The 13,404-nt window shown below is 44.0% G+C and carries 11 protein-coding genes; 7 read left to right on the top strand and 4 right to left on the bottom strand.

Annotation, left to right across the window (positions count from 1 at the left end):
* The 4 genes from P5674_RS14920 to P5674_RS14905 form a co-directional block, all read left to right on the top strand.
* Window positions 1–537, top strand: a 537-nt coding sequence (locus P5674_RS14920) for a Uma2 family endonuclease (protein WP_315670067.1), incomplete at its 5' end; no start/stop codon positions are given.
* A 465-nt stretch (window positions 538–1,002) separates the two neighbouring features.
* On the top strand, window positions 1,003–1,962 hold the full coding sequence (locus P5674_RS14915) for a 3'(2'),5'-bisphosphate nucleotidase (protein ID WP_014274461.1): 960 nt from the start codon (window positions 1,003–1,005) through the stop codon (window positions 1,960–1,962).
* Window positions 1,963–2,161: 199 nt separating this feature from the next.
* Window positions 2,162–3,442, top strand: coding sequence for a serpin family protein (locus P5674_RS14910; protein WP_234933608.1), 1,281 nt, complete (start codon window positions 2,162–2,164; stop codon window positions 3,440–3,442).
* Window positions 3,443–3,649: 207 nt separating this feature from the next.
* Window positions 3,650–3,919 (top strand): hypothetical protein, encoded by a 270-nt coding sequence (locus tag P5674_RS14905; protein ID WP_006619157.1) that lies wholly within the window; start codon window positions 3,650–3,652, stop codon window positions 3,917–3,919.
* A gap of 99 nt (window positions 3,920–4,018) precedes the next feature.
* On the opposite strand, the gene P5674_RS14900 is transcribed toward P5674_RS14905, so the two are convergent.
* A complete protein-coding gene (locus P5674_RS14900; protein WP_006619156.1) occupies window positions 4,019–6,775 on the bottom strand; it encodes a CBS domain-containing protein in 2,757 nt (918 codons plus the stop codon).
* Window positions 6,776–6,952: 177 nt separating this feature from the next.
* On the opposite strand from P5674_RS14900, the gene P5674_RS14895 reads away from it, so the two are divergent.
* A complete protein-coding gene (locus P5674_RS14895) occupies window positions 6,953–7,192 on the top strand; it encodes a helix-turn-helix domain-containing protein (RefSeq protein WP_006619155.1) in 240 nt (79 codons plus the stop codon).
* A complete protein-coding gene (locus tag P5674_RS14890; protein WP_006619154.1) occupies window positions 7,176–7,841 on the top strand; it encodes a hypothetical protein in 666 nt (221 codons plus the stop codon). Before P5674_RS14895 ends, P5674_RS14890 begins: the two co-directional genes overlap by 17 nt.
* On the opposite strand, the gene P5674_RS14885 is transcribed toward P5674_RS14890, so the two are convergent.
* The 3 genes from P5674_RS14885 to P5674_RS14875 form a co-directional block, all read right to left on the bottom strand.
* Entirely contained in the window at window positions 7,822–8,514 is a 693-nt protein-coding gene (locus tag P5674_RS14885; RefSeq protein WP_006619153.1) for a hypothetical protein, read from the bottom strand. The genes P5674_RS14890 and P5674_RS14885 overlap by 20 nt on opposite strands.
* Entirely contained in the window at window positions 8,514–9,857 is a 1,344-nt protein-coding gene (locus P5674_RS14880) for a 16S rRNA (cytosine(967)-C(5))-methyltransferase (RefSeq protein ID WP_006619152.1), read from the bottom strand. The genes P5674_RS14885 and P5674_RS14880 overlap by 1 nt, the downstream gene beginning before the upstream one ends.
* Window positions 9,858–9,966: 109 nt before the next feature.
* Window positions 9,967–10,359 (bottom strand): winged helix-turn-helix transcriptional regulator, encoded by a 393-nt coding sequence (locus tag P5674_RS14875; protein ID WP_006619151.1) that lies wholly within the window; start codon window positions 10,357–10,359, stop codon window positions 9,967–9,969.
* Window positions 10,360–10,734: 375 nt separating this feature from the next.
* On the opposite strand from P5674_RS14875, the gene ppsA reads away from it, so the two are divergent.
* The gene (gene ppsA, locus P5674_RS14870; RefSeq protein ID WP_014274458.1) at window positions 10,735–13,218 is read left to right on the top strand and encodes a phosphoenolpyruvate synthase; all 2,484 of its coding nucleotides are present in this window, start codon (window positions 10,735–10,737) and stop codon (window positions 13,216–13,218) included.
* Window positions 13,219–13,404 lie beyond the last annotated feature (186 nt).

Genomic DNA, 13,404 nt, shown 5'->3' with positions numbered 1-13,404 from the left:
GCCCTTGAACAATTCCAGGCGATCGCCGCCGCCAACCCCGATTTAAGATTGGAACGAACCGCCACAGGAGAATTGCTCGTGACACCACCCACCGGGAGCGAATCAAGCCAAAAAAATAGCAGATTGACAACCCAACTAGGAATTTGGGATGAAGCCCACGAAGAGTTGGGTGTTGCTTTTGACTCGTCCGGGGGATTTATTCTCCCCAACGGGGCGATCCGTTCCCCTGATGCTTCTTGGGTGAGTCGCCCCCGCTGGGAAGCACTGACACCCGAGGTGCGCCGAGGTTTCGCTCCCTTATGTCCTGATTTCGTGGTGGAATTGCGATCGCCTACCGATAGCTTATCGGAACTGCGAGAAAAGATGGGGGAATATTTGGAAAATGGAGCCCGACTCGGATGGTTAATTGACCCCCAAAATCGACGGGTAGAAATCTACCGCCCCCAACAAGAAATCGAAGTTGGCGAGGATCCCACAGAACTATCAGGCGGCGATGTCTTGCCGGGATTTGTGTTGAGATTAAATCGGATTTGGTGATAATTTGGGGCGGAGAATTTACTGGCTTTTGATAGCAGGCGATCGCTCCAGACTTAGTAACACAAAAATTAAATATTGTCAACCTCTACCCGCCCCATTGCGTCACCGGCGCGGGCAATAACAGCCCATGGCTCTCTCCCCAACCTTCTCCGAGAGGGAGGGAAAATTTCCATTTTACTTGGTGCGTATCAATCTCCCCCTAACACTGGGAGGATTCATTTTTACCCTGGAAAATCACGGTGATTAAGACATAATTGATAGCATAGGATAATCCGAGAAATCACTAGGGTAATTGGTGCATAATTATCACCTGGGTTCCTGAGAGTTTAAATTATAGTGGAAAGATGAGTTGTTAGGGGGTGAAAAGTTCCCGGAGGTGATTTTGGGAAAACTTGACGAGTGATAGACCAAGTGTAAAGCTATGTAAGGATACAATCTCAACTAATTATATCTCCAGGAGTTTCCATGCCCTACGATCGCGAAAAACAAGTCGCTATTGATGCCGTACTCGCCGCCTCCCGTCTGTGCGAAGAAGTACGACAAGCCATTCCCCCCGCTATGGAAAAAGGGGATAAAAGCCCTGTAACTGTTGCCGATTTTGGTTCCCAGGCGATTATCTGTAAAGCTATCTCAGAAGCCTTCCCCGATGATCCGATAGTGGGAGAAGAAGATGCTACTACCCTGAAAACCCCGGAAATGGGGAACAACCTGGAGAAAGTTACAGACTATGTTAAGAGTATTATACCTGATGCCACCCCTGAGCAAGTAACTACTTGGATAGATCGCGGTAATGGCAGTGTGGGGGGACGATTTTGGACTCTAGATCCCATTGATGGCACTAAGGGGTTTTTACGAAAAGACCAATATGCGATCGCACTAGCCCTAATTGAAAACGGGGAGGTTAAACTAGGAATTATGGGCTGTCCGGCTTATGCAATTGATGGAGATATTCCCGGAATGTTGTTTGTGGCTGTGCGGGGGGAAGGGTCGATGAAAATGCCCTTTTCTACTGGGAAATTTACCCCGATTCAAGTGGTGAAAGCTGAAGATACCGCCAATATGCGCTTTGTGGAAAGCGTGGAAGCCGCCCACGGTGATCAATCCCGTCAAAATGCGATCGCTCAAGCTGCGGGAATTACCTCCCCCTCGGTGCGGATGGACTCCCAAGCTAAATATGGGGTTGTAGCATCAGGACAAGCGGCTTTATATCTGCGTCTTCCTTCTCCTAAATACCCCAATTACCGGGAAAATATTTGGGATCATGCCGCCGGGGCGATTGTCGTTGAAGAAGCCGGAGGTCGCGTCACAGATATGTACGGGAAACCCCTAGATTTTGCTTCTAGTATTAAAATGGTAGACAATCGGGGTATAGTGGTGAGTAATGGACTGATTCACGATCAGGTTTTATCTGCATTGAAATCATAATTAACTGGTGGGGTTTGGGCTGAGGTGAGGCAATTATAAATGATTGTAGGGCGGGTGATCCGGTCAGCTTTACCAAGAATCATCAACCCGCCCTGATCTCAGTATAACTAATGATAGGGGCTACTTATTCAAACTTTCAATAACTGGGTGATCATCGGAATGATTAAATTTGAAAATAGTCAACTATGGAACAGTTAAAATGGTACTTAGTCCTATGATGTCTAAATTGTCAGTTTGGGGGCGGCGGAATGGTTCCCTATTGGCTTCTCTGCTATTACTGTGGGGTGTAAGTTTACCCACCATATCCCAGGCTGTTAGCAACAGCACAGAGTCCAATTCATATAATATTGCTCGTGTAGATACTAATGCGATCGTGAATCAAAATAACCAATTTGCTCTCGACCTATACAACCAACTCAAAAAGGAAATATCAGGCAATTTATTTTTTTCACCCTATAGCCTTTCCACTGCTATGGCTATGACCTATGAAGGGTCACGAAATCAAACGGCTATGCAAATATCCCAGGTTTTCCATTTCCATCAGCCTCCTGGTAGTTTATACCCGGAATTTACCAGTCTGGTTAATGATATTAAAAGCCGCAACTCTTCCCAACTCTATTTAGTTAACCGTCTGTGGGGACAGTCCGGCTATAGGTTTCAGGAACCCTTTTTACAAATCACCAAAAACCATTATAATGCGCCGTTAACTCAAGTAGATTTTCGAGGCAATCATGAAGAGTCACGTCAAACAATTAATGATTGGATAAGCCAGGAAACTAACCACAAAATTACTGACCTCATCGCACCGGGAACTTTGGATGTATTCACCCGACTGATTTTGACTAATGCGGTTCATTTTGCGGGAGATTGGTTGTCACCTTTTCCAGAGAAATATACTCAAGATGGCATCTTTAATTTGCCATCAGGAGAAACTATTTCCGTGCCGATGATGCACCATCCTAATGTCTCTATTGGTTATCATAGTTTACCGGAAGTGAAGATAATTGAACTTCCCTACGCTGATGGTAATTTATCAATGATAATTCTGCTACCTGCGGAAGGAACAGACCTCCCCACTTTCGCCGACAACATGACGATCGCTAATTTACAAAACTGGCTGCAAAACCTGGAATATGTCAATTTACAAATATGGCTACCCAAATTTAATTTTAGCTCATCGTTTAATCTCAAGTCAACCCTGAGTTATATGGGTATGGAATCAGCTTTTACGGAAATTGCCGATTTTTCTGGTATCAGTTCCGAAAAACCATTTTTCTTATATGATGTGGTGCATCAAGCCTTTGTCAATGTTGACGAAAAAGGCACAGAAGCATCAGCCGCCACTGGGGTAATTGCCGGAAGTAGAAGTTCCATCCGCGATCGCATTCATATTAATCGACCATTTATGTTTATAATTAGAGAGTTTGACAGTGGCACCATTTTATTTATGGGGTCTGTGGTCAATCCCTTACAAAAGTGAAAGCGTGAAGAGTGAACTGTTGGTTGTTGACGCTTTGGCCGTTATCGGGTATCACGGTGAGAGTTAGTCCACCAGGCGGAGGTTGGGGAAAATCCCCAAATTTAAACTTAATTTTTGGCAATTGTTTCAGAGATAACTGACCCATTGCACAATCTCAAGATACAATTTCTTGTGATAGACTCTAATCTTGCTGTATCAAATTTTGCTATGACTGAGCCAATCAACGAGTCCAATGAGAGTTTACCCCGGGAATTTCGAGTTAATCAACTTAGGAATCTCATAGAAACCCTGCATATTGCCGACGAAATTGCTAGTAAAGGCTATTTGATCAGTAGTTCAGAACTTGCTGATTTAATGGATATTAACGCCAGTGCTGTCACCAGTCGCGGTGATAACTGGGCGTGGCGCAATTGGGAAGTTTCCAGGGTTAGACGGGAAGGTAATCAAATCCTCTGGCAATTGGAGAGGGTTGATTAGCAAATGCGGTGATTTATTATTATTGTTCATTGTTCGCGGCAAGTTCTTCATGCTTTGGGCAATGAACATTAGTGATAATTCCGACCGGGTTTCATGGGGTCAACTACTGGAATGGGGATAGCGATCGCTTATAAATTTAGTTGCCCCCACAGTATCGGATACTATACCATCTAAGGTAGCATTTAGCAAGTCATTTAACATAATTTGAAATTGCGGTCCAGGTTTATATCCCAACTTTTTCAAATCATTACCATTCAGAATCGGTTTAGCATTCCACCAATTATTTAAATATCTCCAAATTTGCTTTCTCACCCACCGAGGAGAATGGGCGGCAATTAAAATCAACATCGGTAAATCGTAGGGTTCAAACACCCGAAAATAATCACTAGGCTGCTGACAATTGGGCAATAAATCCGCCACTCGATTTTGAGCATTTTCTAGGTTTAACAAACGGTCTACCTGCTGAGAATTAAACTGAAAAATATCGGCAACTTCCCGGCGATATTCGGGAGACAAAGCGGCGATTAAGACATCCAGGCGAATTTGCCAATGGGTGAGAGTGTGGTGAGGGTCAAACCGTTTTAAACAGCGGTCTACGGTTCTAATTTGCCGCCAGAGAAGCTGATTTAACTCCAAAGTGGGATGAATACACCGCAGGGCTTTTAACTCCCCTAATAAATGTAAAGCCGGTTGCCAATAGGGGGCTTGCAGAATATATTTTAACTCACTTTTTAGCCTGGCTTCCAAAGCGGGGATTTTAGCAGAATCTCGCTGTTGTCGCTGGCGGTCATAAATACCACTATTAATGGCATAATCGACATATTCCTTAGTGTGATGTTCCAGATTAAAACCCAGTCGCACCGCAAACCTGACCGCGCGATAAATGCGGGTAGGGTCTTCAATAAAACTATTAGGATGCAATACCCTAATTTCTCGTAATTCCAAATCCTGAACCCCACCAAAAAAGTCTAATAATTCTCCGGATTTAGGTTCAGTTAATCTCAAAGCCAAAGCATTAATCGTAAAATCGCGACGGTAGAGGTCTTGACGAATAGAACTTGCTTCGACTTCTGGGTTAGCCGCCGGATAGGGATAAAACTCGGTTCTAGCAGTAGCAATATCAATCCAAAGGGAGTTTAAAACGGGGTGATTATGCCACAATAAGGCGGCGGTTTGAAATTGACCATGCACTTCTAGTCGCGCTTGTGGGTAATATTCTTGTAGCGATCGCGCTAGATCCACAGCCGGAGAAATTGTCGTAGTTATCTCATCTGATATATTGTTAGTAGAATTGTGATAGCAACCATCAACCACCAAATCAATATCATGTAATAAGAGATTATCCGTCGGTTCAGCTAACAATAAATCTCGCACTCCCCCACCGACTAGATAAATTTGCCAACCTCGCTGTTGACTAAGTTCGGCAATTTTGGCTAAAATTTGCCAAAGTTCTGGGGCTAAACGTTCTTGTAAAAGTTCATCAACAGTGCTACAAGTAGAACCCGGAATACAACCTCGGCGGGGGGTAGGTTTGGGTAGACAATGCTGTTGATAAAGTAACCTTAATACATCGGTGCGGGTGACAATTCCGACTAAATTACCATTTTCTAAAACGGGTAATCGACCAATATCATAAGTGACCATAATTGACTCAATTTCCGGGAGTGAAGTTTCCGGGGTAATTGTCCGCAGTTGCGGGGTCATATAACCTTTCACTGGGGAATGATTGAAACCATGATGTAAGGCGATATCAATATCACGACGGGAGATAATCCCCACCAGTTGATGGTTATCGTCTAAAACAGATAGCCCTGAATGACCATAACGTAGTAGTATACGGTGAGCCTCCCCGACGCTGGTTCCCGGGCGAATAGTGCGTACTGGGGAAGACATTAATTCCCTAGCGGTAGGTGATGGAGGAATTTGTGCCTTAAAATTAGTTACCAGGGTTTCTAAGGTGGAGTGCGGATCGACATCTCGTAAAATCACGGAAGCGGCGCGGGGATGACCACCACCACCGAGGGGATTAAATAGGCGGTTGAGGTCGGTTTGGTCAATGCGCGATCGCCCAATAATAGTTAATCGTTTCTCCCCACCGCTACGGACTCGATATTGATTAGCTAGTAATAATCCATCGCTTTCGGTCAGGTCTAATAATTCGGAGGTTAAACTAGACAGACCGGGTACATAATCATCAGTTTCCAATAATACCCAGGATATGGTGTTACCTTTGACAGTTGACTGATGTAGAGTTTCTAAAGCTGTGGTTAATAAGTCCTGTAGGGTAGGAGATAAGCCGGGTTCTACATATTCGGCGATCGCAGATAAACTCGGATTTTTTTCCATTAACCAAGCTAAGGCGATCGCATCCCGTGGAGTAGAATGGTCAAAGGTTAGCGATCCGGTATCGACATGAATACCTAAAGCCATAACTGTGGCTTCTGCTGGTCGGGGAATCACAGGATTAGCCATAGAGCGCAAATGCTCTACAATTAAAGTAGTAGTTGCCCCTACCGCTTCAATTTGAGTCCATGTAGCGGGGATATCTAATTTTAGGTGAGGGTGATGGTCATACAACAGGATTTCCAAATTGGGTAAGTCTAACCATTCGGCTGCTTTCCCTAGGCGATCGCGATTTTGGCTATCCACCACGGACAATTTACAGATCCGCTCAGGATTAACCGATCGCCTTTCAATCAATGGAAACTCATCTCGATACAAAGCCAAAAAATCCCGCACGGCTGGATGAGATCCCCCCGTCAGCACTATTCTACTACCTGGATACAGGCAAGTTAAACCTACCGCCGCCCCCAAGGAGTCAAAATCTGCTGTGGTATGACATAGAATCAAGTGCATATCAGGTGTTTTTTGGGCTTTACACCTAATTTTATCCTAAATTCTTGACACTCTCTGGGATCCATCCACTAATATTGTTGGGTTCAGTCCTCATACTGATTTGCTATTGGGCGATCGGACTCACTTGAATACTATTGTCTGTAGACTCAGGGTATCTGTAGCTGACATAATTTCAGCATGACAGAGATTAACAAGGCTTTAGGTCAAGTTCTGATTAAGTACAGAACACTAGCAAAGATTTCCCAAGAAGAACTCGCTGACAGAGCAGGTATACATCGTACCTATGTCAGCCAGATAGAACGTGGTTTAAAATCACCCACTTTGTCTGTCTTGTTTCGGATTTCCCAATCTCTAAACACTACTGCTAGTGTTTTGATAGCTGAAGTGGAACGAGCATTATATGACATATATTATTAATCCTAATTTCCATATTTTGGGGGGATTTGAAGTCAATGCTAGACATATAGATTCAGCACTGTCCCAAACCAATCAATTTCTAGAAACTATTCCGGCGGCTGTTTATAAAAATATTGATTATAAAACTACAAGTTCGATTGTTGGTTCCATGTTTTGCCAGTCTATAGCCGAAGTAACAGAAGCGATCGTTAACCCCATAGAGAAAGGACATCCCGATCTAATCCCCAAGGGAAGTGAAAACTCGCCGGAGGAAGAATTGCGTAATTATCCTGTTGGTTTAGAGGTAAAGTGTACTATTGGAAATATAACTAAAGGTGCAAATCTCAGAGCCGGACAACCAAGAATCAATGCTTTAGAAGGCATTACCTGGCAGGCTCATCATCAAGAAGTAAAAGAGTTATTGGGATTAGTTTGGGATTTTGTCCTAAATGAACAGGATTTTAACTATCCAAAAGTTACGGCTATCTTCTATGCCAATAATCTGACTCAAGATGATTGGGGAAATATTAGTGGAACACGAGGTAGAAACACGAAAGTAACGGGGATGAAAGTAAGTGGCAAACAGAAGATGGGACAAGGTTGGGTAGCTGTAATTGATGATTATCTATATAAACAGGTTTATCAGATGATTATGAAATTTTCGATTTAGCTAAAAGCTGAGGGTAACTATCGGAACGATAGTAGATCATTTCCTTGCTAGTTTTTCCGGCTACACCTTTTAAGTATAGCAATGGCTTGAACGGTAGATAATTACCACAATGACCTTCACAAAATATAACTTCTCCCTTCCTATTCTTAGACCATGTGGCTAGTTTTTGATAATCAATAAGTTTACTTCCATAGCGATAACCTTCCCCAGAAGCGTCTTTATAGGGTGGGTCAATAAACCAAGTTGCTTCTATATCGGGGGCTAATGTATAATCTCCACAGATAATCTTCCAGTGCTTAATCTTAAATAAGTTTTCGCACATATATCTTTTACTAATCTGCCAATTTCTAGCTAGAACTGCAGTCACTTTAATAGTTTTATAGTGAAATGCCATTTTCGTGGCTGCATGAATAATATGAAGAAATTCGGAACTCTTTTCGCCGATTTCTAAGTCAGGTAAATTGTTGATTACCTGTGGCGTTGCTTCTTCAATTAACCATTTCCAAATATCGGAGACGCTCTCATCTTTTTCTACTAAAAAAACATTTTTTTGCCAGTTTTCTCCGTACAATGAATAAGCCGCCGAACCGGCAAAAGGTTCCACGATCGCTTCAAAATTAGGAGAAGGATAATGCTTTGCTATTTGCTTTTTTCGGCCGTAGTAGTAGAACATCAGTGTCTAAGTTTAGCTATAAAAAATCCATCCATTTGGTGACGATGGGGCCAAATTTTCAGCCAACCTTCCTTAGTGGGTTCCACCGGAAGATCTAGGTTAGGAACCTCTACACGCCAGGAAGGATGACGACTTAAAAAAGATGCGATCGCCCATTCATTTTCCTGGGGGTATAAAGTACAAGTGGCATAAACTAATACCCCTCCCGGCTTCACCCAATGACTGACCATCTCTAATAATTCTGCCTGCAGTTGAGACAATTGCCGAATCTGATCAGGAGTTTGTCGCCAGCGGGAATCAGATCGCCGATGCAAAGTCCCACCACCAGAACAAGGTGCATCTAATAATACGCGATCGGCCATATTATTATATTGTGGAAAATGACGACTATCTCCTACTTCTACCTGAATCGATCGCAACTTGAGCCGGTTAATATTCTGTTTTAAAGGTTTTAGCCGTCCAGGGGAGCGATCGATAGCGATAACTTTACCATTATCCCCCATCAGTTCTGCGATATGGGTAGTTTTTCCCCCCGGGGCGGCGCAGGCATCAATTATAATTTCCCCAGGCTGAGGATCTACTATATATCCTACCAATTGGGCGGATGCGTCCTGAACAGTCCACCAACCTTGATCATATCCGGGTAAATTTCGGATCGCCCCCACACCAGAAGATAATCGCCAACCTTGGGGAAGTTTCGGAAGAGGCGATCCGATGATTTCCTGTTGTTGAAAGGCTGTTTCCACCGTCTCCAAGGTAGTCGAGAGGGGGTTAATTCTTAAATCCAAACTAGGGGACTGATTAAACCAGTCACAGAGTTGTTGGGTTTGAGACTCCCCCAACTCCTCCAACCAGAATTTGATCATCCAGTCGGGGAAACTGTGGAGAATACCCAGCCGAGAAACGGGATTTTCCGGTAACTGCAAAATTGACTCGAGGGAATTTCCCGCCTCCACCAGGCGCAAATACTGACGCAAGAGACCATTAACAAATCCCCCCAAACCAGATAAGTTATTGACTTTGGTTAGGTCTACAGTGGTATTCACCGCCGCCGAGGGAGGAATATTCGAGCTGAAGCAGAGTTGATATAACCCCAAATGCAGAATAATTCTCAGATCTGGCGGCTGTTGGTGGGCGGGTTTTTTGGCTAGGCGATCAATAATTGCATCGAGGGTTCGCCTGCGTCGGGTACAACCGTAAACTAATTCTGTTCCCAGGCGGCGATCGGCATCTTTAAGGTCAGCTTGACGCAATTTTTCATCTAAAACTATATCAGCAAATGCGCCCCGTCGTTGAATGTCTCGGAGGGTGACAAAAGCTAATTGGCGAGGATTATCAGTCACAGTAGACTCGATTTTTGTACAAAAGGGGTTAATTTGGGGCTTGAATCACATAAAAGCGATCGCATTTTACCACCTTATTTGAAATTGTATCAAAAATCCGATCATTTTTCTAGCCGCTCAATTCCAAAGCACATATACAACTTTCCTGGTGTAGCCACTGTTCCCCCACTTGTTTCATGGCCAAAATCACAGGTTTTAGTTCCCGACCTTTAGCAGTGAGAGAATATTCCACATGGGGAGGGATTTCTGGGTAAACGGTACGGATTAATAAGCCATACTTTTCTAACTCTCTCAATCGGATCGTCAGAGTCTTTGTGCTGATCCCTGGTAAGGCTTCAATCAATTCATGGGTTCTCATATCGCCTCGGAATAACTCCCGCAAAATTTGGACTGACCATTTACTGCCAATGATATCCATTAAAAACTGAATGGGACAAATGATCTCAGCGCACTGATCCCGTTCATAAGGGGCAACGGATTCGTAATATTTCTTAACTTTCATTTTAAGCTCCTGATCTGCTTAATCTTTTTTAAGAATAACCCATATTTCCCACAATTCATCATGATTTTAGTCTGGTAACTATGGCTGAGGGTGATCAGGAGATGTCGTTTTATGAGAAAAGCAATATAATAAAAGTAGTCACCAAAAAAACAACGTTTAACCGTCTACCTAGATAAGAAATACCTAAAAACCAGTTTTCTGTGACAACATAAAATTGGGGATCAAGGTAAAAATGATTTTCAATAACTGCCTAAAACTCGTAGCTAAGGACGATTAAGGGTTTCTATCCCATCCGTCATTTGTTTCTGATTAAATTCGATAAACCGAAAGCCGCCAGTTTGATGACGGCAACTTTGATTTGGAGTGTTTCAGCCCATGTTAAAACTATTTGCCAATACAAAAGCCCAAGTTAAGCAAAACAAAACTCTGATTTTATGGTTTGAAGATGTGCGACTGGCTGACCTTCCCCTAGTGGGTGGTAAAAATGCTTCCCTAGGGGAGATGATTCAACAACTGGAATTGCGGGGAATTAATGTTCCCCAGGGTTTTGCAATCACGGCGGAAGCCTATCGCTATTTTATTGAATATGGCGGTTTGGAAAGTGAGTTGCGGCGGTTATTGGCGGGTCTGGATATTGAGGATATTAAAAACCTGCGCCAGCGCGGGAAAGAAGCCCGATCGCTAATTGTTAATACCTTGTTACCCCCCGATCTCGAACAGGCGATCGCCATAGCCTATAAACAACTGTGCGATCTATATGGTAATGAAACAGATGTAGCAGTGCGATCGTCAGCCACCGCTGAAGACCTCCCTAACGGTAGGGTGCGTCACACAGGATCCACCTTTGGGAAAACCAACCAATTTGCTGCTGTGACGCACGCGGAAGCGGGACAACAGGAAACCTATTTAAATATTCACGGTATCAAGGGAATTTTAGAAGCGACTCGCAAATGTTTCGCCTCCCTATTCACCGATCGCGCTATTTCCTACCGTAGCCTCCAAGGTTTCGATCATTTTGATGTAGCCTTATCTATTGGCATACAAAAAATGGTGCGATCGGACTTAGCCACTTCCGGGGTAATGTTCTCAATTGATACAGAAACCGGATTCAAAAATGCCGTCATAATTACCGCCGCCTATGGCTTAGGGGAAACCATAGTCCAAGGGACTGTCAACCCTGATGAATTCATGGTATTTAAACCCATGTTGCGGGAGGGTTTTCGACCGATTATCGCCAAGCGTCTGGGTAGTAAAGCCGTAAAAATGGTTTACGATCGCCATCAAGCTACCCGCATTATCCCCGTCCCAGAAACTGAACAACAAAAATTTGCCCTCAGTGATGAGGAAATTCTCAAGCTGGCTAAATGGGCGCAAATTATCGAAGATCACTATAACCAAATTCGGGGCTGTTATTCCCCCATGGACATTGAATGGGCTAAAGACGGCCAAACTGGGGAATTATTTATTGTCCAGGCGCGTCCGGAAACAGTCCAATCTCAAAAGTCCGATCGCATTTTGCAACAATATCACCTCCAAGGTACAGCAGAAGTCTTAGTCGAGGGTCGCGCTGTAGGCGATCGTATTGGTCAAGGTAAAACCCGCCTTCTCCTGAATGTCCAGCGCATTCATGAATTTAAACCAGGGGAAATTTTAGTTACCCAAAAAACAGACCCCGACTGGGAACCAATTATGAAAAAAGCCTCCGCCATTATTACCAACTCCGGCGGTCGCACCTGTCATGCGGCGATTATTGCGCGAGAAATGGGCATTCCCGCTATTGTGGGCTGTGGTAATGCTACCGATATCTTACGCACAGGTCAAGCCGTAACCGTTTCCTGCGCTGAGGGGGAAGTCGGTAAGGTCTATCAGGGTTTAGTACCTTTTGCGATCGCCAAAACCGTATTAGACGATTTACCCAAAACCCGCACCCAAATTTTACTCAATATTGGCAACCCAGCAGAAGCCTTTAGCCTCGCCTCTCAACCCTGTGACGGCGTAGGACTAGCGCGACTAGAATTTATCATCGCCAATCAGATCCGAGTCCATCCCCTCGCCTTAATTCACTTTGACCAACTCCAAGATCAAGCCGCGCGCCAGGAAATCGAAAAACTCACCGCCGGATTTAATAGCAAACCCGACTATTTTATTAGTCAACTCGCCCAAGGAATTGGCACTATTGCTGCTGCTTTTTATCCCAAACCCGTTATTGTCCGCATGAGCGATTTAAAAAGTAACGAATACGCCAATTTGCTGGGAGGGCGACAATTTGAACCCATCGAAGAAAACCCCATGATTGGTTGGCGCGGTGCGTCTCGGTATACTGACCCTAAATATCGCCAAGCCTTCGCCTTGGAATGTCAAGCTATCAAGCAGGTTCGGGATGAAATGGGATTAGCTAATGTCATTCCCATGATTCCTTTCTGTCGCACCCCCGAAGAAGGTCAGCAGGTCTTAGCAGAAATGGCAAAACATGGCTTAAAACGTGGCGAAAATAGTCTGCAAGTTTATGTCATGTGTGAGTTACCCAGTAATGTTTTATTGGCTGACCAGTTTTGTCAGGTGTTTGATGGTTTTTCTATCGGTTCCAATGATTTAACCCAGTTAACTCTCGGCTTAGATCGTGATTCCGGACTCGTAGCCCACATTTTTGATGAACGGGACGAAGCAGTTAAGCGCATGATTAAAATGGTCATTCAAGCTGCTAAACGTCGCGATCGCAAGATTGGTATTTGTGGTCAAGCACCCAGTGATTATCCTGAATTTACCCGGTTTTTGGTTGACTTAGGGATTGATTCCATTAGTCTTAATCCTGATTCCCTACTCAAAACATTACTAGAGGTCGCCAAAATCGAGAAATAACCCATGAGGTTTCATCACAATAGCCCCCCTAGGGGGTTCAAAGGAACCGGATTTATCACTCAGTAACCTAAATCCCTCTCCTACTTTGGGAGAGGGACTTTTAATGCCTATTGCATGATTACTAAAAGGGCTGTAAACCCGGTTTCTCAAGATTATCAATTCTCTATACACCCAGGGGGAATATTC

It is taken from the genome of Limnospira sp. PMC 289.06, assembly GCF_032350395.1.
Taxonomy (GTDB): domain Bacteria; phylum Cyanobacteriota; class Cyanobacteriia; order Cyanobacteriales; family Microcoleaceae; genus Limnospira; species Limnospira platensis.
Note: the sequence above shows the minus strand (reverse complement) of the source record. Positions and strands in the feature narration are given on the sequence as shown.

What these genes read in the sequence shown, in the direction of transcription:
- P5674_RS14915 (WP_014274461.1), top strand. Translation starts at nt 1,003, where the DNA reads ATGCCCTACGATCGCGAAAAACAAGTCGCTATTGATGCCGTACTCGCC.
- P5674_RS14910 (WP_234933608.1), top strand. Translation starts at nt 2,162, where the DNA reads ATGGTACTTAGTCCTATGATGTCTAAATTGTCAGTTTGGGGGCGGCGG.
- P5674_RS14905 (WP_006619157.1), top strand. Translation starts at nt 3,650, where the DNA reads ATGACTGAGCCAATCAACGAGTCCAATGAGAGTTTACCCCGGGAATTT.
- P5674_RS14900 (WP_006619156.1), bottom strand. Translation starts at nt 6,775, where the DNA reads ATGCACTTGATTCTATGTCATACCACAGCAGATTTTGACTCCTTGGGG.
- P5674_RS14895 (WP_006619155.1), top strand. Translation starts at nt 6,953, where the DNA reads ATGACAGAGATTAACAAGGCTTTAGGTCAAGTTCTGATTAAGTACAGA.
- P5674_RS14890 (WP_006619154.1), top strand. Translation starts at nt 7,176, where the DNA reads ATGACATATATTATTAATCCTAATTTCCATATTTTGGGGGGATTTGAA.
- P5674_RS14885 (WP_006619153.1), bottom strand. Translation starts at nt 8,514, where the DNA reads ATGTTCTACTACTACGGCCGAAAAAAGCAAATAGCAAAGCATTATCCT.
- P5674_RS14875 (WP_006619151.1), bottom strand. Translation starts at nt 10,359, where the DNA reads ATGAAAGTTAAGAAATATTACGAATCCGTTGCCCCTTATGAACGGGAT.
- ppsA (WP_014274458.1), top strand. Translation starts at nt 10,735, where the DNA reads ATGTTAAAACTATTTGCCAATACAAAAGCCCAAGTTAAGCAAAACAAA.